Annotated in this window: 18 protein-coding genes and 3 pseudogenes; 11 read left to right on the forward strand and 10 right to left on the reverse strand. The window is 69.9% G+C overall.

Going from position 1 to position 17638, the window contains the following annotated elements; genetic code table 11:
- Nucleotides 1-16: 16 nt before the first annotated feature.
- Nucleotides 17-295: pseudogene (locus tag OHT77_RS15345) on the forward strand (alkaline phosphatase family protein); the annotation flags it as partial.
- A gap of 904 nt (nucleotides 296-1199) precedes the next feature.
- Nucleotides 1200-1667, forward strand: a complete 468-nt coding sequence (locus OHT77_RS15350; protein ID WP_328834505.1) for a hypothetical protein — start codon at nucleotides 1200-1202, stop codon at nucleotides 1665-1667.
- Between the two features lie 72 nt (nucleotides 1668-1739).
- Here OHT77_RS15350 and OHT77_RS15355 read toward each other — a convergent pair whose 3' ends face one another.
- From OHT77_RS15355 to OHT77_RS15365, 3 genes are read right to left on the reverse strand one after another with little or no spacing between them, the layout of a single operon-like run.
- Nucleotides 1740-2828, reverse strand: coding sequence for an ABC transporter substrate-binding protein (locus OHT77_RS15355; RefSeq protein WP_328828980.1), 1089 nt, complete (start codon nucleotides 2826-2828; stop codon nucleotides 1740-1742).
- A 59-nt stretch (nucleotides 2829-2887) separates the two neighbouring features.
- Nucleotides 2888-3766 carry an ABC transporter permease gene (locus OHT77_RS15360; RefSeq protein ID WP_328828981.1) on the reverse strand — a complete coding sequence of 293 codons (879 nt, stop codon included), beginning with the start codon at nucleotides 3764-3766 and terminating at the stop codon, nucleotides 2888-2890.
- Nucleotides 3763-4623 carry an ABC transporter ATP-binding protein gene (locus OHT77_RS15365; RefSeq protein ID WP_217560939.1) on the reverse strand — a complete coding sequence of 287 codons (861 nt, stop codon included), beginning with the start codon at nucleotides 4621-4623 and terminating at the stop codon, nucleotides 3763-3765. The genes OHT77_RS15360 and OHT77_RS15365 overlap by 4 nt, the downstream gene beginning before the upstream one ends.
- Nucleotides 4624-4868: 245 nt before the next feature.
- Between OHT77_RS15365 and OHT77_RS15370 the strand changes: the two genes are divergently transcribed.
- The gene (locus OHT77_RS15370; RefSeq protein ID WP_328828983.1) at nucleotides 4869-6533 is read left to right on the forward strand and encodes a sensor histidine kinase; all 1665 of its coding nucleotides are present in this window, start codon (nucleotides 4869-4871) and stop codon (nucleotides 6531-6533) included.
- A complete protein-coding gene (locus OHT77_RS15375) occupies nucleotides 6530-7219 on the forward strand; it encodes a response regulator (protein ID WP_328828984.1) in 690 nt (229 codons plus the stop codon). Before OHT77_RS15370 ends, OHT77_RS15375 begins: the two co-directional genes overlap by 4 nt.
- A 207-nt stretch (nucleotides 7220-7426) precedes the next feature.
- Here OHT77_RS15375 and OHT77_RS15380 read toward each other — a convergent pair.
- Nucleotides 7427-7779: pseudogene (locus OHT77_RS15380) on the reverse strand (DNA-binding protein).
- Between the two features lie 191 nt (nucleotides 7780-7970).
- Here OHT77_RS15380 and OHT77_RS15385 point away from each other — a divergent pair.
- Nucleotides 7971-8987 (forward strand): IS110 family transposase, encoded by a 1017-nt coding sequence (locus OHT77_RS15385; RefSeq protein WP_328828985.1) that lies wholly within the window; start codon nucleotides 7971-7973, stop codon nucleotides 8985-8987.
- Nucleotides 8988-9913: 926 nt separating this feature from the next.
- Here the strand turns inward: OHT77_RS15385 and OHT77_RS15390 are convergent.
- A complete protein-coding gene (locus OHT77_RS15390) occupies nucleotides 9914-10579 on the reverse strand; it encodes a class I SAM-dependent methyltransferase (RefSeq protein WP_328828987.1) in 666 nt (221 codons plus the stop codon).
- 159 nt (nucleotides 10580-10738) lie between these two features.
- On the opposite strand from OHT77_RS15390, the gene OHT77_RS15395 reads away from it, so the two are divergent.
- Both OHT77_RS15395 and OHT77_RS15400 read left to right on the forward strand, forming a co-directional pair.
- Nucleotides 10739-11116, forward strand: a complete 378-nt coding sequence (locus tag OHT77_RS15395; protein ID WP_328834249.1) for a MerR family transcriptional regulator — start codon at nucleotides 10739-10741, stop codon at nucleotides 11114-11116.
- Nucleotides 11080-11232: pseudogene (locus tag OHT77_RS15400) on the forward strand (Asp23/Gls24 family envelope stress response protein); the annotation flags it as partial. The gene OHT77_RS15395 and the pseudogene OHT77_RS15400, both read left to right, overlap by 37 nt.
- A gap of 368 nt (nucleotides 11233-11600) precedes the next feature.
- Here the strand turns inward: OHT77_RS15400 and OHT77_RS15405 are convergent.
- On the reverse strand, nucleotides 11601-12554 hold the full coding sequence (locus tag OHT77_RS15405; protein ID WP_328828989.1) for a Ppx/GppA phosphatase family protein: 954 nt from the start codon (nucleotides 12552-12554) through the stop codon (nucleotides 11601-11603).
- Nucleotides 12555-13009: 455 nt separating this feature from the next.
- On the opposite strand from OHT77_RS15405, the gene OHT77_RS15410 reads away from it, so the two are divergent.
- From OHT77_RS15410 to OHT77_RS15420, 3 genes are all read left to right on the forward strand, one after another.
- Complete coding sequence (locus OHT77_RS15410; RefSeq protein WP_328828992.1) at nucleotides 13010-13195, forward strand: hypothetical protein; 186 nt, start codon at nucleotides 13010-13012, stop codon at nucleotides 13193-13195.
- Between the two features lie 107 nt (nucleotides 13196-13302).
- Complete coding sequence (locus OHT77_RS15415; RefSeq protein ID WP_328828993.1) at nucleotides 13303-13527, forward strand: hypothetical protein; 225 nt, start codon at nucleotides 13303-13305, stop codon at nucleotides 13525-13527.
- A gap of 51 nt (nucleotides 13528-13578) precedes the next feature.
- Complete coding sequence (locus tag OHT77_RS15420; RefSeq protein ID WP_328828994.1) at nucleotides 13579-13950, forward strand: thioredoxin family protein; 372 nt, start codon at nucleotides 13579-13581, stop codon at nucleotides 13948-13950.
- A 47-nt stretch (nucleotides 13951-13997) separates the two neighbouring features.
- Here the strand turns inward: OHT77_RS15420 and OHT77_RS15425 are convergent, their stop codons facing one another.
- Complete coding sequence (locus OHT77_RS15425) at nucleotides 13998-14585, reverse strand: rhodanese-like domain-containing protein (RefSeq protein WP_328828995.1); 588 nt, start codon at nucleotides 14583-14585, stop codon at nucleotides 13998-14000.
- Nucleotides 14586-14665: 80 nt separating this feature from the next.
- Between OHT77_RS15425 and OHT77_RS15430 the strand changes: the two genes are divergently transcribed.
- Nucleotides 14666-14953 (forward strand): metal-sensitive transcriptional regulator, encoded by a 288-nt coding sequence (locus OHT77_RS15430; protein WP_328828996.1) that lies wholly within the window; start codon nucleotides 14666-14668, stop codon nucleotides 14951-14953.
- Nucleotides 14954-14974: 21 nt separating this feature from the next.
- Here the strand turns inward: OHT77_RS15430 and OHT77_RS15435 are convergent, their stop codons facing one another.
- The 3 genes from OHT77_RS15435 to OHT77_RS15445 form a co-directional block, all read right to left on the reverse strand.
- On the reverse strand, nucleotides 14975-15721 hold the full coding sequence (locus OHT77_RS15435) for a sulfite exporter TauE/SafE family protein (protein ID WP_328828997.1): 747 nt from the start codon (nucleotides 15719-15721) through the stop codon (nucleotides 14975-14977).
- Entirely contained in the window at nucleotides 15718-16113 is a 396-nt protein-coding gene (locus OHT77_RS15440; RefSeq protein WP_328828998.1) for a rhodanese-like domain-containing protein, read from the reverse strand. Before OHT77_RS15440 ends, OHT77_RS15435 begins: the two co-directional genes overlap by 4 nt.
- Nucleotides 16114-16182: 69 nt before the next feature.
- On the reverse strand, nucleotides 16183-17550 hold the full coding sequence (locus OHT77_RS15445; protein WP_328828999.1) for an MBL fold metallo-hydrolase: 1368 nt from the start codon (nucleotides 17548-17550) through the stop codon (nucleotides 16183-16185).
- Between the last annotated feature and the right edge of the window lie 88 nt (nucleotides 17551-17638).

Consider the following 17638-nt stretch of genomic DNA (forward strand, 5'->3'; position numbering starts at 1 on the left):
ATCCGGGAGAGACCAGATGTCCAGACGCCACGTCAGGACCGCAGTCGTCCTCGCCGCGACCGGAGTTCTCACCGGGGTGACCGCCGCCCAGCCCGCCGCGTTCGCCGCCACCCACCGCCCGGCCGCCGCCCGGCACGTCCTGCTGGTCTCCGTCGACGGGCTGCACCAGTCGGACCTGGCCTGGTACACCGCAGGGCACCCGAAGTCCGCGCTGGCCCAACTGGTCGGCGGCGGCGTGGAGTACACCCACGCCCGCACCACCACGCCGTCCGACTCCTTCCCCGGCATGGTCGCCCAGGCGACCGGCGGCAGCCCCGGCACCACGGGCGTCTACTACGACGACACCTACAACGCCGCGCTCCTCCCGGCGGGAACCACCAGCTGCAAGGGCGTCAAGCCCGGGGTCGAGGTGGACCTCACCGAGGACCTGGACAAGAACCAGGCATCCATCGATGCCGGCCAGGGCCTCGCGGGCCTGCCGGACAGCATCCTGTCGATGACCGGCCACCCGCAGAGCCTGATCAACGCGTCGAAGCTGCCCGTCGACCCGAAGACCTGCAAGCCGGTCTCCCCGCACTCCTACCTCAAGGTGAACACGATCTTCGAGGTGGCCCGCCAGGCCGGTCTGCGCACCGCGTGGTCGGACAAGCACGCCGCCTACGAGATCCTCAACGGCCCCTCCGGCACCGGCGTTCAGGACCTGTTCACCCCGGAGATCAACAGCGACGCCCTCGGCTACGCCGCCGGCAACGACTGGACCACGGACAACAAGGCCACCGAGCAGTACGACGGCTACAAGGTGAAGGCCGTCCTCAACGAGATCGACGGCTACGACCACAGCGGCACCCACAAGGTCGGCACCCCGGCGATCTTCGGCCTCAACTTCCAGTCGGTCTCCACCGCGCAGAAGCTGCCCGCCTCGGACGGCCTCACCGGCGGCTACACCGCCAAGAACGTCCCGGGCCCGCTGCTGGTGAAGAACCTGGACTTCGTCAACACGGAGATCGGCGCCCTGACCGCCGAGATCGCCAAGCGACACCTCTCCGGCAGCACCACCGTCATCCTCTCCGCCAAGCACGGCCAGTCGCCCACCGACCCCGCCGCGCTCACCCGCGTCGACGACGGCCCGCTCCTTGACGGCCTCAACGCCGCCTGGAAGAAGCTCCACCCCGGCCGCCCCCGACCTGGTGACCCACGCCGTGGACGACGACGCCATGCTGCTCTGGCTCTCCGACCGCTCCGCAGCCGCCACCGCGTTCGCCAAGAAGTACCTGCTCGCACAGAACGGCACCGGCACCGACATCAACAAGGCACCCAAGGGCTACACCCACAGCGGGCTCAGCAAGGTCTACGCCGGCCAGGCCGCCGCCGACTACTTCCACGTCAAGCCCGGCGACGCCCGGGTCCCGGACCTCTTCGGAGTCGCGCAGTACGGCGTCGTCTACACCGGCGGCACCAAGAAGATCGCCGAGCACGGCGGCGGCCACTCCGACGACCTCGCCGTACCCCTTGTCGTGTCCGGCGCCTCCGTCCCGGACGGGGTGCGCGACTCCGCGAGCGTGCAGACCAAGCAGATCGCACCGACGATCCTGAGCCTGCTCGGTCTCGACCCCCGTTCCCTTCAGGCCGTACGCGAGGAACACACCACCGTGCTGCCGGTCCGCTGACCCGTCCGCTCGGGAAAGCCGGATGGCCGCCCAACTGGCAATCAGCTGGGCGGCCTCGGGCATGGAGCGGGCTCAGCCGTTCGGCCCGGCCGGGGTCGTGGTCGTCTTGAAGCCCTCGGTCTTGTTGGCCTGGACGGCGAAGTCATTGGTGAACGTCTTGCTCAGGTCCACCGACCCCTTCACGTTGCCGACCAGCTTCTCCGTCGCCAGAGAGGTCTTCGGACCGCCGGCCGGCATGAGACCGTCCGGGAGGAACTGTCCCTTGTCCTCGTTCAGGGCCGAGATGTAGTCGGCCTTGGTCACCAATTGGTTCTGCACGAACGACTGCGGCAGCTTGTTTGCGATGTCGGCCGCGCTGTGCGTGTTGATCCAGTGCATGGTGGCGACGAGCGCGTCGACGACCTTTTGCACCGTGGCCTTGTGGGAGTTCACCCAGTCGGTGCGGGCGAGCACGCTGGCGGCGGGGTAGGCGCCGCCCATCGCCGCTGTGGCGCCGGAGGTGATGGCCAGGTCGATCGCGGATGTGCCGACGCCCTTCTTCTGGATCGCGGCCACCGTCGGCTGCGTCGTCATGACGCAGTCGACCTTGCCGTTCTGCAGCGCGGCGATGGCGGTGGAGCCCGCGCCGACTCCGATCCGGTGGAACTGGCTGGTCTTTATGCCCTTCTTGGCGGCCAGGAACTGGGTGAGGGTGTCGGTGCCCGACCCCAGGTCGGTGACGCCGAGGGTCTTGCCCTTGAAGTCGGCGGCTGAGTGGACGCCCGACTTGGTGGTGCACATCTCGCGCTCGCCCGGCGCTCCGGAGAGCTGCACGACGTCCTCGACTGCCTTGCCCTTGGCCTGGAACTCGATCGTGTGGTTGTACCAGGCGCCCGCCATGTCCACCTGCCCCGAGGCCATGGCTTCCTCGGCGCCCACGCCGCCGTCCTGCTCGGTGCTCAGCTGCACGTTGACGCCGTACTTCTTGTAGAAGCCGAGCTGTTGGGCGAGCTGGTAGGGCAGGTAGATCTGCTTGTCGAGGCCGCCGGCCATGAGCTTGACGGTCGGGGTGGAGCCCGAACCGCCGGTCGAGGCCGAGGAGTTGCCGGAACAGGCGCTGACGGCGCCGAGGGCGAGAACGGTCAGGACGGACGCGGCGACGGCGGCGGGTCGTCTGGACATGGTTGATCACATTCCTTTGCTGAGGGTGTTGAGATGAAGAGGGGGGTAAGCGCGGGGAGTCAGAGGGAGTTCGCCTCGGTCGGGGCCGGCGGGCGCCAGGACAGCAACCGGTGTTCGAGCTTGCCGATCAGCCACTCGGCGCCGAGCACGATGACCGAGATCACGAGCATCGTGGCGAACACGCCGTTGGGGTCGAAGTTGTTCTGCGCGGTCTTGATGACCAGGCCGAGGCCGCTCTGCGCGCCGAGCACCTCGCCGACCAGCGCGCCGACGATGGCGAAGCCGAAGGCGCTGTGCAGGCTGGCGATGATCCAGGTGAGTGCGGAGGGCACGGTGACGTGCCGGATGATCTGCAGCTGCGAGGCGCCCAGGACCCTGGTGTTGGCGAGGATGTTGCGGTCGACCTCGCGGACGCCCTGGAAGGCGTTGAAGAAGACGATGAAGAACACCAGCACCGCGGCGAGCAGGATCTTCGGCAGCACGCCGATGCCGAACGCGACGATGAAGATCGAGCCGAGGACGATACGCGGGATCGCGTTGACCATCTTGATGTAGGGGCCCAGCACGTCCGCGAGGAAGCGGCTCTGGCCGAGCGCGACGCCGAAGACCACTCCGGTGACGGCCCCGAGGGCGAAGCCGACGAGCGCCTCCTGGATCGTTGTCCAGATGTTCGAGTAGAAGGACCCGAACTCGGTGCCGTGCCGGAAGAGGTCGACCAGCCGCTTGGCGATGCCGGACGGCTGCCCGAAGAAGAACGGGTCGACGATCCCCCAGGCGGTGAAAGCCTGCCAGCCACCGAGGACGAAGACCGCGAGCCCGACCCGTCCCGCCCACACCAACGCGGTACGCCGCCGGACGGCGCTCCTGGCGGCGGCCGCGGCCGAGACCTGGGAGCCGTTCGCGGCCGGGGCGGTGGAAACAGCGGACGTCGTACTCATGCCGTACCTCCTGCGGTGCGTGCGTAGGCGCGCTCCACCTCTTCACGCAGGCAGTCCCAGATCTGGTGCTGAAGTTCGATGAAGCGGGGCTGGAAGCGGATCTCCTGGACCGCGCCGCGCGGGCGCGGCAGGTCGATGTCGAAGACCGCCTTGACCGAGCCGGGGCTGGACGTCATGACGACGACCCGGTCGGCGAGCGCCACGGCCTCGTCGAGGTCGTGGGTGATGAAGATGACCGATGGACGGATCTGCTCCCACAGGCCGAGGAGTTCGGTCGACATGATCGCCTTGGTCTGCACGTCCAGGGCGCCGAACGGCTCGTCCATGATCAGGATCTTGGGTTCGTTGATGAGCGCCGCGGCCATCGCCACGCGCTTGCGCATGCCGCCGGAGAGCTGGTGCGGGTAGCGGTCCTCGAACCCCGTCAGGCCCACCCGGCGCAGCCAGTCGCGTGCCGAGGCGTGGGCCTGCTGCTTGGGCACCCTGCGGAAGACGGGGCCCATCAGGACGTTGCCGAGGACCGTCTTCCAGGGCAGCAGGGCGTCGGTCTGGAACATGAAGCTGACGCCGTCGGTGACGCCGTCCACCTCACGGCCGCCGACCTTGACCGAGCCCTCGCTGGGCCGGTCGAGCCCGGACACCATGCTCAGCGTCGTCGACTTGCCGCAGCCGGTCGGGCCGACCACCGCGCAGAACTGGCCCGGCTCCACGGTGAACGAGACGTCTTGGAGTGCCGTGAACACCTCACCCGCGGGAGTCAGAAACCGTTTGGTGAGCCCTGAGATCTCGACTCGCGCGCTGTCCTGGCCGGTCGTCTCGGCGACGGGGCCCGTCGCGACGTCGTTTCGCGAAGCCATCTGAGGCTGTCTCCTTCCCCTCTCGGAGGTCCTCGGAGGTCGAGGAAGGCAGACGCTAGAGGCCGTGCGGTGTTACGTCGCTGTTTCAGACGTATCCCGCGTTAGTCGTGTTAACGGGGGTTCTGCGCATTCTGCTCAGTGGTTCGGGGGGTGGGCAGAATGTCCGTGGTGGGACACAATCACGCCACCACGGGTACGGCGAAGGGGCCGGGCCCGGCCGTACGACAAGGGCGAAGGCACCTGTGATGCCCATCCGAATCAGGATCGGCCGCGGCGGGAAGGGGAGGCTCTCCGCGCGGATCCTGGCCAACCAGCTGGCCATCCTGGCCCTCACCGGAGCCATCGGCTTCGTTCTGTTCGCGTTCGCCCAGCGGGCCGAGATCGACCGTGCCTACGAGCAGCGTGCGCTGGACATCGCGCAGACCACGGCCGCCGACCCGCAGATCCGGCACACCATGGAGTACGGCGGTGGTGGCGACGTCGTGCAGACGGTCGCCGAACGGATCCGCAAGGCGTCGGGGGCGTCGTACGTGGTCGTGATCGACCTACGAGGCGTCCGCCACTCGCACCCCGACCCGGCGCTGATCGGCGAGCCGGTGGGCGATCCGATCGTGGTCCTCGACGGCCGTCCCCACGTCGGCTCCGACCAGGGCGCGACGGGGCGGTCGGCCAACGGCAAGGCTCCGCTGTACGGGCCCACGGGCACGCTGGTCGGCGAGGTCTCGGCGGGCATCCCGGAACACGATGTGCTCGGCGAGCTGTGGCGGGAGCTGCCCACCTTCGGCCTGTACAGCGCGATCGCCGTCGCCCTCGGCTCGGCTGCCGCGTTCCTGCTGGCCAGGCGGCTGAAGCGGTCGACCTTCGGGCTGGAGCTGGAGGAGATCGCCGGACTGTTCCAGGATCGCGAGGCCATGCTCCACGGCATCCGGGAGGGCGTGCTCGCCTTCGCTCCCGACGGCCGGATCACCGTGGTCAACGACGAGGCCCGCACTCTGCTCGGCCTCGGTACGGCGCTCGGCAGCCGGCTCGACGAGGTGCTGCCCGACGGGCGGCTGCGCCGCGCCCTGGACGGCGCCCTGACCGGCACCGACCTCAACGTGCTGACCGACGACCACTGCCTGGTGGTCAACCGGATGCCGGTGACGCTGCACGGCCGTGAACTGGGCGCGGTGGTCACCGTACGCGACCGCACCGAGCTGATCGGGCTGCTGCGCGAACTGGACTCGGTGCGCGGGCTGACCGACGCCCTGCGCGCCCAGCAGCACGAGTTCACCAACCGTATGCACACCGTGGCCGGGCTGCTGGACATCGGCGACCACGACGCCGCCTTCGAGTACGCCGTCGAGTCGGCCGGCGCCGAGCAGGCGCTGACCGAGTCCGTGCGCGAACGGATCGGCAACGCGCTGCTCGTGGGGCTGATCGTCGCCAAGACCACGGTGGCCGCGGAACGCGGGGTACGGATGGTGCTCAGTGAGGACTCCGCGCTCGGCGAGGACCCGCCGCATCTGCGCCGGCTGCTGACCATCGTCGGCAACCTGCTGGACAACGCGATCGACGCGGCCTCCGGCGGACCGCCCCCGGCGGGCGGCCGGGAGGTGCTGCTCTCGCTGGTCGAGGCCGTCGACCTGGTGATGGTGCGGGTCGCCGACAGCGGCCCGGGGATTCCGCCGGGCGCCACCGAGTCGATCTTCGAGGACGGCTGGTCGACCCGGCCCGACCGGGGCACCGCCCGGCGCGGGCTGGGCCTGGCCCTGGTCCACCGGCTGACCCAGCGGCACGGCGGGACGATCACGGTCAGCGAGGGGCCGGGCGCGGTCTTCACCGTCGTACTGCCCCTACCGGACACCACCCCCGTACCGCGGGACGCACAGTTCACGACGGCCTCGCCGACAGGAGGTGATCGCGGATGATCCGGACCCTGGTGGTGGACGACGACTTCCGGGTCAGCCACATCCACTGCGACTACGCGTCCCGCGTCGAGGACTTCGAGGTGGTTGGCCGGGCGGCGACGGTGGCCGAGACGCTGGACGCGGTGCGCACCCTCCACCCCGACCTGCTGCTGCTCGACGTCTTCCTGCCGGACGGCAGCGGCCTCGACGTGCTGCGGCAGCTCAGCTCGGACGAGGGCGGCGCCCGCCCCGACGTCATCATGATCACCGCCGACCGGGACATCACCTCGGTACGGACCGCCATGAAGCTCGGCGCCGTGGGCTACCTGGTCAAGCCGTTCGGCTCCGGCGACCTGGCCGAACGGCTCACCGCCTACCGCGAACTCCAGCACCGCGTAGCCGCGTTGGGCCTCGCCCCACGCACCGACCAGGCCGACGTGGACGCCCTCTTCAGCGCCGCCCGCCCCCCGGCCGTCCCCCGCGTCCCTGCCAAAGGGCACTCCGCACCCACCCTCGCCCTCCTGCACCAGGTCCTGCGCACCGCCCACGACCCCCTGTCCGCCGCCCAGGCCGCCGAACTCACCGGCGTCTCTCGCGCCACGGCCCAGCGATATCTTTCCTACCTCGTCCGGGAGGGCATGGTCCGCCTCGAACTCCGCTACGGAGCCACCGGCCGCCCCGAACACCTCTACCGGATCGCCCGATGAACCGAGGGCCGAGACCCTCCAACCATGACCACTCTCTTGATCATCGAGGGTCAGTGCGACGCCCTCGGCCGCAGTCCGGGTCTCGTCGCTCAAGGAGAGGCAGCGGGTCTCGGCGTAGGCCCGAGCCGAAGAGGATGGAGATCACCGCCGAACGGACTCCGGCCCGCCACCCGCTCTACTTCGCCTGCGACGTCGAACTGCTGACCTTCATCCGCCGCCCCTGTGGCAACCGCTGCCCGTAAAGCGTGGTGCGGTAGTCAGGTCCTCGGGATCGGAGGTGAGGATCGTGACGGGGCCGGGTGCGGCGAGGGCGGTCGCGCTGAGCATGACGTCGATGACGTACTTGCGGCCGTGACTGTCAGCGTCTGCAAGCAGCGCGGCAGCTTGGTGGGCGATGGGTCGGTGACCGGTTCGACGACCATGCGGGAGAGAGCCCACTCCGGGGCCGGGCGGTTGGTCCGGGGGCGGGCACCCTCGACTGAGGTTGCCGTGGAGGTGATCACGCGCAGGTCGGCGGCGGGGGCGAGTTCGGGTCGTTGGACTATCGGCCCCTTCTCCAACGCTCACCATCACGCCATTGAGATTGCGCGGTCACGATTAACCCTGTGTATTCAGCGGAATTGGGCGATCTGACGTTCCGATAGCAGAAAGGTGCCGCTGACCTGACCCTATGAGGGCTGGGGCTTCCCCTCGTGGTGTGTTCGGAGCACCCTTCCCTTGGGGGAGCCGAGTCCGGGTCAGGAGGCCCGCGATGCAGGCTTTTGTAGGGATTGATGTGCATCGTCGCCGGTCGCAGATCGCTGTACTCGACGAGAGCGGCCGGACGGCGGTGAACCGCAACGTCGTCAACGGGCGCGAGACGGTGCTGGGCGTGATCGGTGATCTGCCAACAGGCACGCCGGTGGCGTTCGAGGCCGCCTACGGCTGGGGCTGGCTGATCGAGCTGCTCCAGGACTACGGCTTCGAGCCGCACATGGCACACCCGTTGCAGTGCAAGGCGATCGCCTCGGCCCGGCTGAAGAACGACAAGGTCGACGCCGCCACCCTGGCCCATCTGCTGCGCACGGACCTGCTGCCCGAGGCATGGATCGCTCCGGCAGCGATACGCGAGCAGCGGGCCGTGCTGCGGCACCGTGCCCGGCTGGTGCGGCTGCGGACCCTGCTGCGTAACCGGATCCACGCGGTCCTCGCCGACTACGGCTGCGACCGCGGGGCCAGCTGCTGGAACGGGGTGGGCCGCGCATGGCTGGAGGCGCTGCCGCTGCCGGACAGCGCCCGAGATGCGGTGGCCGACCGGCTGGAGGTCATCGATGCGCTGCAGGTGGTCATCGACCGGCTCGACGCCGTGCTCGCCCAGGCGGCCAGGGCGGATGTGCGGGTCAAGGCGCTAACCGCGCTGCCCGGCATCGGGCCCCTCACCGCGCTGGTCATCGTGGCGGAGATCGGAGACATCCGGCGGTTCCCCTCGGCCCGCAAGCTCGCCTCCTGGGCGGGGCTCACCCCCACGGTCCGCGGCTCGGACCGCACCGTGCGCTACGGGCACATCTCCAAGCAGGGCGACCCGTGGCTGCGCTGGATCATGAACCAGGCCGCGCAGACCGCCAAGCGCACCGAGCCCTATGCGGCCTGCTTCGAGCAGATCGCGCACCGCCGTGGCCGGAAGATCGCCACGATCGCGGTGGCCCGCAAGCTCCTCACCCACGCCTACCACGTGCTGCGCGAACTCGACGCGGCCCAGCAGCCGAAGGAGCCGTGCAGCACGACATGACGGCCACATCCCACGGACGGGACGACAAGCCCCGGGCGAGCTCGCATCTTTGCATGAGCCGGCCATCGCCACGCTCGGTGACCTGAATGAGCAGCCCGGCCCCCGAAGCAAGGTCATGATCCGGCCCGGTCGGCCGGGATCGAATGGGTGCGTGCGAGTCCTCTCCGCACGACCACGACTCGGGGGACCACGGCCCAACACTCCTGCCAACAAACGTGATCAACCCGGCGTGTCTCCTTCCGGAACACCCCGGGCCGGGGTGTCGTGCGCCTTGACAGCCCCAGCCCTCATGGGTGCATAAATACAGGTCGGGAGTTTTTTGGGTTCACGTCAAAACGCACACGGTCTTTTGGTTGCTTGTTTTAGTCCACGCACCACCGCACACCCTGTGGATAACCTCGCCTGCTGGCATATTTCCGCAGGTCAAGGGCATGAGCTTGAGCGTACGATGGCCTCGCTCGCCAACAAGTCCCGAAACCTTGCGGCACTATGGGATTCCTGGCGCGATACTCGTAAAACCGCGCGTGACCTGCCCTGATGTGGCCGAGAGCACACGGATGTGCACACGGTCTGGTGGGTTGCCGTTTCGCCCCAGACGCTAGTGATCCGGTTTGGGCAGTTGATCGCTGTCCACAACAAGCGTTCCGATGCACTGTTGACGGACTGCGGGCTCCTGCGCCCCGGACGACCGAACCCGACGACGACGGGGAAGGCCGAGCGGTGGCACCCGGGGCTCGCGCGCCCGATCAAGTGCACGGTCGATGCCGCACGCCCGTAGCTGAGCCCCGAGGGCCAGTCCGGTCGGGCCCGTCCCCCACCAGTACGTCCCGTCCCCAGCTCTCTCATAATTCCACCGTAGTCCGGTAGCGCAGCCGGAGCCGTAGGGGGACGTGCGCGCCCTCCAGGACGGTGCAGGTCTTGATCGTTTATCCAGGCAGTGTCTGGGTGACCCGCCACAGGCGACGCGGGAGTTCGCCCTCCTCGAAGGCGTGCATCTCGTCGAGGCGCCACCCGTCGGCGAGGGCGTTCACGAGGGCACGGTCGAAGAAGTGCACGGCGAAGCCGCCGTGCTCGAAGATGTCGTCGCCGTGCGCGATGCCCGTGCCGTAGTGGGCGTCGCCGGTGTGGCGGGCCGTGTAGACGAAGGTGCCGCCGGGCCGCAGCACACGCCGCACCTCGCCCACAAGAACGCGGATCTCCTCGGTGGACAGGGTCATGCACAGCAGCATGTGTGCGAAGACCGCATCCACCGAGGCGTCCGACAGCGGCAGCTTTTCGCGTACGTCGTGGACGGTGGTGTCCACCGCCGCGCCCAGACCTAGATGGCTGGCCGCGTCACGCAATTGGTCCAGGCCCACGGGGCTGAAGTCGGTCGCGGTGACGGTGAACCCGCGCCGGGCGAAGTACAGGGCGTCGCGCCCGTGCCCGGACCCCAGCTCCAGGACCTGTTCGGCACCGGCTGCGCGGAAGACGTCGGCGGCATGGACAGCGGGGGCGGAGGGCTCGTCGCCGTACATGCCGGGATGGACGGTATACGTCTGCTGCCAGTGCGCGCGCTGCGCCTCGGCCAGCTCCAGGTCCTGCTCGGGCATGGGTGTTCCTGCCTCTCCACGCGTCCCCGGGGGCGGGGAAGTCCCCAGCCTAGAACCCGCCTCGGACACCGGCGAAGGCTCTCCCGCGGGCGCTCTCGTCGCGCGCCGCGCTTGACCTTCGAGCCGGATGGAAGGTTTACCGTCAGAGGTGTGAGCACGATGCGGATCTCCCAGCTCGCCGAACGCTGTGGCGTCCCGGCCACCACCCTGCGCTTCTACGAGAGCGCGGGTCTGTTGCCCGCCGGCCGCACCGCCTCCGGGTATCGGGTGTACGGGGAGAACGCGGTGGAGCGGCTGGAGTTCATCGGTGCGGCCAAGCATCTCGGGCTGCCGCTGGAGGAGATCGGCGAACTGCTGGCGGTGTGGGAGGCCGGTGCCTGCGCGGACGTGAAGGCCGACCTGCGGCCCCAGATCGCCGCCCGCCTCGACGAGGTCCAAGGGCGTCTGGCCGAGCTGCAGGCGTTCGCCGCCTCGCTGCGCAGTGCGCTGGAGCACCTGGCATCCGCGAGGTCGCCGCGGCGGTCCGCGAGAACGTGATCGCCGCGGTGGAAGGGATGACGGGCCTGGAGGTCGTCGAGGTGAACATCGCCGTCAACGACGTACACCTGCCCGACGAGGACACACCGCAGACCGGTGGGGACCGGCTGCACTGACAACAGCTTCTCAGCCGTTGGCGGTCGTGTGGCCACGATCTCACGGCAGGCTCTCTTCCGGTGAGAACCCGGTGGATGGAGACCGGGGCGAGCTTCCGGGCGGGGCAGGGGTGAGGGCAGTTGGCGCGCCCTGTCTTGTGTGAGACCGGGCAGGCGAGTTCGTGGAAGAGCGCAGCGTGGCGTTCCTCTTCGTCCAACCAATTAGTGGAGGAACGGCGCCAGGTCGGTGACAGCGTCCATGGGGCAGCCGGTGTCAGCGCGTTCAGCCTGGGCCTCGCCTGGGTCAGGCTGAACGGGTTGGTGCCGGACTCGATGATGTTGCCGCCGAAGACGAGACTGTCGACGGTTGCGGTGCAGAGCGTTGGGGTTCAGCCGGTGTGCCGGGAGCGGGCGACCGTGGTGGCGGTCACGCCGAGGTGTTCCAGCAGGAGTCCTTCCCGGGTGGACCAGGGGCAGATCTCGACGCTCTTGGCCCCGCAGGCTTCCGTGAGCGCTTGAGCGATCAGGGCTCCGGCCAGGGACTGTTCGGCGCGGTGTTGGGAAATGCCGGGCAGCTTGCCACGGCGGGACGGCTTCGCCCCGGCCAACAGGTCGACCGCAGTGCGCAGTTGGGGCAGGGTCAGTTGTCGTCGGGCTCGCGGCGCCTTGCCCCGGGCTGCGGCAAGCCGGGCGAGCTGTTCGAAGGTTTTGGAGCAGGCCAGCACCCGCAGACCCGCTTCGGCCCGCGGCAGGTCGGGAACGGCTTCCAGGGACTGGCGCAGGTACTTCCGGACCTCGGCCAGGCGGCGCGGGGACGGTGCCGTGTTGCCGGGCAGCCAGTCCCGGGTGATCCTGCGCGCGCCCAGCGGCAGCGAGTGGACGGTGTGGGGTTGGTCGCCGGTGCCGGAGGCGATCTCCACGGTGCCGCCGCCGATGTCCAGGACGAGCAGGGGGCCGACCGCCGGGCCCGCCCACTGGCGGGCGGCCACGTAGGCCAGCCGCGCCTCCTCCTCGCCGGTCAGCACGCGCAGGCGGGTGCCCGTGGTGCGTGCCACGTGCGCGATGATCGCGTCCCGGTTGGGCGCGTCCCGGATGACGGAGGTGGCGAACGCGAACACTTCCGCGCCGCGAGGACGCGGGTTCGCGGCGACGGTCTCGGCCACTGCCCGCTCGACGCTTCTCATGCCGGCCCGGTCCAGCCGTCCCTTGTGGTCGAGGGTCTCGTGCAGTCTCAGCCGCACCTTGCGGGAGAACACCGGCTCCAGCACCGCACCCGGACGCCGCCGCACAACCGTCAGCAGTGCACTGTGGCACCCGACATCGAGCACACCTGCCTGCCGCACCCCATGCCTCCCCTGATCCCGCGCTCGACAGGACCGGCTTCTTCTCCCGCCCTTGGACAGCACCTCCGACGAGGTGAGCAGGATTCCGGCCCACCTCGTGAGCATATCGTCACCACTCGCGCACTCTCCGCCCCATCCCCGGAGCAGCAGAGAACCGCCGGTCAAATGCAGGCCCGTGGGGGCACATGCGGGTGTCCGCCCCGGTGGCCACGAAGAGCTCCGTTGAACGTTTGACCAGCTCAGGACTCAAACGCGTGGCTGCCTTCCAGTTGCCCGGGCTCAGGGAGAACGCTCGTGCTGATGTGTCGTTGATATGGAGCCACCTGCGGTGTTCGAGCGCTGTCGCCCTTGACCGGACGATGGGATTTGCGTGCATGTGATCGGGCAGGCGCACTGCATGCGCCCCTCCCCACCGCCGTGATGCACGGCAGGGCAGCACGCGAGATTCTTGCTCTGTGGTGCGTGCCCCGGAACCCGAGACCACACCCCAGCCTGATCGCGAGAGTGCCGCCGCCTCCCACGCCCTGCTCGACGAGGTCGTCCACGGCTGCGACGGCATCAAACCCGGCTGGATCCGCCTCAACTTCAACTACTTCATCAGCGACACCGCCCGCGATACCTCATCGACGCAGTCGAGCTGATCGCCACGTACGGCCACCGGCTCCTTCCCGACTACCGCTTCGACCCGCACACCGACCTGTGGCGCCACCGCACCGGCCCGTCCTCTCCCCCGCTGCGGCTGGCCGACGTGCGCTTCGCCGCCGACGGTCGGATCACCGCGTCGACGGTCCGCCACCACCGGCTGGGCGAGGAAGCGCTGCCGGGACAGCTCGGCCGTGCCCGCGAGGTGCTGACCCGCCGTGCGGATTCCCTCGACGACGGCCCCACCGGGCTTCCGGCCGACTTCGAGCGGATGCGCTGGTTCCCGCTGCCGCCCGTCTGCCTGGAACAAACCCGGACCGGCACCGGTTGAACCGAAGAGATCCAGATACCCCACTGGGTATATGAGAGGAGACCGGAAACCATGCCCACCGTGGAACTGACCAAGGACAACTTCGAGGAGACCGTCACCGGTTCGGAGATCGTGCTGATCGACTTCTGGGCCGCCTGGTGCGGACCGTGCCGCCGTTTCGCCCCCGTCTACGACAAGGCGGCCGAGCGGCATCCGGACATCGTCTTCGGCAAGGTCGACACCGAGGCACAGCCCGAACTCGCCGCGGGCTTCCGCATCTCCTCCATCCCCACCCTGATGGCCGTCCGCGACCGGACCGTCCTGTACGCCGAGCCGGGCGCCCTGCCGCCGCTGGCCCTGGAGGAGCTCGTCGGAAAGATCAGGGCAGTCGACATGGACGACGTGCGCCGGAAGACCGCCGCGGGCTCGACGGGAGCGAACTGACCTCCAGGGCGCCCGTGGAGTCTCCACGGGCGCCCTGGAACGCGGGTTCAGCGGCTGCGCAGAGCGGCCAGCGCGGCGTCGAGATCGGCCGTGCGCGGGCGGTTGTGCGGCAGTTTGCCGAGCACGGCCGCCATGCCACAGGTGTTCGTGAGGGCGGAGAAGACCAGGCCGCCCGCGACACCGGAGGAGATCAGCAGGAGGGCCGGGTGCACGAGCAGGCCGAGGAGGAGGCCCAGGAGCACCACCGTGCCGGCGGTGAAGCGCACTTGGCGCTCCATGCTCCAGCCGGCCCGTGTGTCGCAGGCGGCCGGTGTGTGCAGGTCGTGTCCCTCGGCGGCCCAGGCGCCGGTGCCACCGGAGAGGGTGGCTGTGGGTATGCCCTGCTCGGCCAGGAGCTTGCAGGCGTTCTCGGAGCGGGCGCCGGAGGCGCAGACGACGAGGACGTCACCCTGCTCGGAAGCGTGGCGTATCTCCGGCAGGGCGCGGCGGACGTGGTCCAGCGGGATGTTCAGGGCGCCTGGGAGATGGCCGGAGGCGTACTCGGCGGGCGTGCGCACGTCGATGACGGTGAGCTCGTGCAGCCGGGTGCGGGCCTGCTCGGTGGCGAGAGTGACGGGGTTGGGAGAGCTGGTCATGACAGGTGTGATCCTTAATGGTCGACGCCGCCCCGAACCGGGACGTACAGTACCCCTAGGGGTATTTCTGAGGAGTGATCGTGGAACTGGAGCTTGAGGGTGCGGACCTGAAGGCCGTGCTGAACCGCCTGCGCCGTGCGCAGGGTCAGATCTCCGGCGTGATCCGGATGATCGAGGAGGGGCGCGACTGCGAGGACGTCGTCACCCAGCTCGCCGCCGCCTCCCGCGCGCTGGACCGTGCCGGTTTCGCGATCATCGCGACCGGCATGCAGCAGTGCATGACCGACATCGAATCCGGCCGCAAGAACGGCGAGGACGCCCGGCAGATGCGCGCCCGCCTGGAGAAGCTGTTCCTGTCCCTGGCGTGAGGGCTCCCGACACGGCGGCCCTCACAGCACCGCGTCGATCAGCATGAAGACCGCCACCGCCAGCAGCACCAGCGCGAAGATCCGCTGAAGCGTGTGTCCCGAGACCTTCACGGACAGCCGCTTGCCGTCCCATGCCCCGAGGATCGCAGCCGCGACGAACGGCCCGACGACCGCCCAGTCCAGCCCCTCGACCGTACCGGCGCGCATCGCCAGCGCGGCCAGCGAGTTGACGGTGATGACCAGCAGGCTGGTGCCCACCGCGTTCCGCATCCGCAGGCCCAGCACACTCACCAGCGCCGGTACGGCAAGGAAGCCGCCGCCGACACCGAGGACACCGGTGACCGCGCCGAGCCCGCCACCGGCTGCCGCCACCCGCACCGGCCGCACCGTCACAGCGCCCTCCGCGGCCGGCCGGGACCGCAGCATGCGCAGGGCTGCCGCTCCCGCGACCACGGCGAAGGCCGCCGTCAGCACTGCGGCCGGAATACGTCCGGCGAGCGCGCCCCCCAGCATCGCCGGACCGATCCCGGCCGCCGCGAACAGCAGCCCCGTACGCCAGCGGACGTTCCCGTCGCGGGCGTGCGCGACCATCGCGGTGACCGAGGTGAGCGTGACGATGACCAGACTCGCGGTCGTCGCAGCGACCGGACTGAAGCCGAGCAGATAGATCAGGGCGGGCACGGCAAGCACACTGCCGCCGCCCCCGAGCGCACCGAGCGCGAGACCGATGACCGCACCCGCGGCCAGGGCAAGTATGAGAGTGCTCACGCGACGGCGCCGTTCCTCCCCTGCGGATCCACCACCGGCAAACCCGCCCCCGCCCAGTCCCGCATGCCGCCGATCACGTCCACGGCCTCCGCGCCGCGAGTGGCCAACAGTTCCGCGGCCTGCCGGGAGCGGTTGCCGGAGCGGCAGATCACGACCAGGGGCCGCGCCTGCGCCTCGGCGGGCAGCCCGGCCCCGGCGGCCAGCGCAGAGAGGGACAGGTGTACGGCGCGCGGCGCGTGTCCCGCCTGCCACTCGTACGGCTCGCGCACATCCAGCAGCACGGCGTCACCGCCGCTACCACCGCCGGCGGCGGCGCCGTGCCCGGTGCGTATGGCCGCCTCCTGCACGCTCACGCGGCCCGCGCCGCCCCGATCTCGACGGAAGATGCTCATATCGGTTTCTCGCTCCTGATTCCATGTCGGCAGTGAAAATCGGTGGAACGCCTACGGCATCCGACGCCGTCAGGGCGTCCGTACGGTGAGTCCCGCCTTCTCGGCCGCGTCGAAGGAGTCGTCCACGGCAACGACCTCGCGACCGGCCGCATCCAGCAGCGAGGCGGCGATCGCGGCACGCATCCCACCCGCGCAGTGCACCCACACCTCACCGGCGGGCACCTCGCCGAGACGGCGGTGCAGGGCGTGGACCGGGATGTGCACCGAGCCCTCGATGTACCCGGCCGCCCGCTCCGAGCCGCGTCGCACATCGAGGACGACGACACCCTCCACGGGACGCCGACCCGCGAGATCGGCGAACGTCGCACGCCGGAAGGAGGCCGGTGCCGTGCCCTCGGGCACCCACTCGGCCGGTGCGCCGGTGGCCGCGGCGGCGGGGCGGTCGATGCCGACCCGGACCAGCTCGCGCTGGGCGGCGGCGAGCTGCTCGCGCGACTCGGCCAGCAGCGTCACGGGCTTGCCCCACGGAATCAGCCAGGCCAGATACGTGGCGAGCTGCCCCTCGGCCTCGAAGTTGAACGAGCCGGACACGTGCCCTTCGGCGAAGGCGACGCGGTTGCGCAGGTCCACCACCCACTCCCCTACCGCCAGCCGGGCGGCTATCTCCCCGGCGTCCGCGACGGCGGGTGGGGTCAGGTCGACCGGCGCGGGTCCGGCGGCGTTGGCCGGGCCCATGTGCGTGTAGTAGGCGGGGATGTCGTCCAGCCCGGCCAGCAGTCCGGCGACGAAGTCGTCCACGTCCCGGGTCAGGGCCTCGTTGGACGCCTTCTCCTTGCCGATGGTCGTGGCGCTGCCCTCCGTCTGCGAGGACGAGCAGAAGCTGCCGAATCCGTGCGTGGGCAACACCTCGGTCTCGTCCGGCAGTTCGGCGGCGAGACGGCGTGCGGAGGCATGCTGGGCGCGGGCGAGCTGCTCGGTCAGCCGGGGCTCCACGAGGTCCGGGCGGCCCACCGTGCCGATCAGCAGCGAACCGCCGGTGAACACGACGACCGCCGTGCCGTTCTCCTCCAGCGCATAGGAGGTGTGGTGCGGAGTGTGGCCGGGCGTCGCGAGCGCGCGCAGGGTCAGACCGGCCTCGGCGTCGATCTCCGTGCGGTCACCGTCGTGCACCGGCACACGCGCGAAGGAGACGCGGGCCGCGGCGGGAACGAGGTAGGCGGCGCCGGTGAGCCGGGCGAGCTCCAGACCGCCGGTGACGTAGTCGTTGTGGACGTGCGTCTCGACGACCTGCGCGATCCGCACACCGCGCCGGGCCGCCGCCGCGATCACCTGGTCCACGTCACGGGGTGGGTCGACGGCCACCGCCGTCCGTTCGCCGCCCGCGAGATAGCTGCGGTTGCCGAGCCCTGACACCTCGATCGTGTCGACGAAGAACACGCGGTACTCCCTTCCAGCGAAGAATTACCCAGGGGGGTATGCTTACGACCGTAACACTAGTACCCCGGGGGGTATTTCCAAGGGCAGG

The organism is Streptomyces sp. NBC_00252, from assembly GCF_036187565.1.
Taxonomy (GTDB): Bacteria; Actinomycetota; Actinomycetes; order Streptomycetales; family Streptomycetaceae; genus Streptomyces.

What these genes read in the sequence shown, in the direction of transcription:
- OHT77_RS15355 (WP_328828980.1), bottom strand. Translation starts at nt 2,828, where the DNA reads ATGTCCAGACGACCCGCCGCCGTCGCCGCGTCCGTCCTGACCGTTCTC.
- OHT77_RS15360 (WP_328828981.1), bottom strand. Translation starts at nt 3,766, where the DNA reads ATGAGTACGACGTCCGCTGTTTCCACCGCCCCGGCCGCGAACGGCTCC.
- OHT77_RS15365 (WP_217560939.1), bottom strand. Translation starts at nt 4,623, where the DNA reads ATGGCTTCGCGAAACGACGTCGCGACGGGCCCCGTCGCCGAGACGACC.
- OHT77_RS15370 (WP_328828983.1), top strand. Translation starts at nt 4,869, where the DNA reads ATGCCCATCCGAATCAGGATCGGCCGCGGCGGGAAGGGGAGGCTCTCC.
- OHT77_RS15375 (WP_328828984.1), top strand. Translation starts at nt 6,530, where the DNA reads ATGATCCGGACCCTGGTGGTGGACGACGACTTCCGGGTCAGCCACATC.
- OHT77_RS15385 (WP_328828985.1), top strand. Translation starts at nt 7,971, where the DNA reads ATGCAGGCTTTTGTAGGGATTGATGTGCATCGTCGCCGGTCGCAGATC.
- OHT77_RS15390 (WP_328828987.1), bottom strand. Translation starts at nt 10,579, where the DNA reads ATGCCCGAGCAGGACCTGGAGCTGGCCGAGGCGCAGCGCGCGCACTGG.
- OHT77_RS15395 (WP_328834249.1), top strand. Translation starts at nt 10,739, where the DNA reads ATGCGGATCTCCCAGCTCGCCGAACGCTGTGGCGTCCCGGCCACCACC.
- OHT77_RS15420 (WP_328828994.1), top strand. Translation starts at nt 13,579, where the DNA reads ATGCCCACCGTGGAACTGACCAAGGACAACTTCGAGGAGACCGTCACC.
- OHT77_RS15425 (WP_328828995.1), bottom strand. Translation starts at nt 14,585, where the DNA reads ATGACCAGCTCTCCCAACCCCGTCACTCTCGCCACCGAGCAGGCCCGC.
- OHT77_RS15440 (WP_328828998.1), bottom strand. Translation starts at nt 16,113, where the DNA reads ATGAGCATCTTCCGTCGAGATCGGGGCGGCGCGGGCCGCGTGAGCGTG.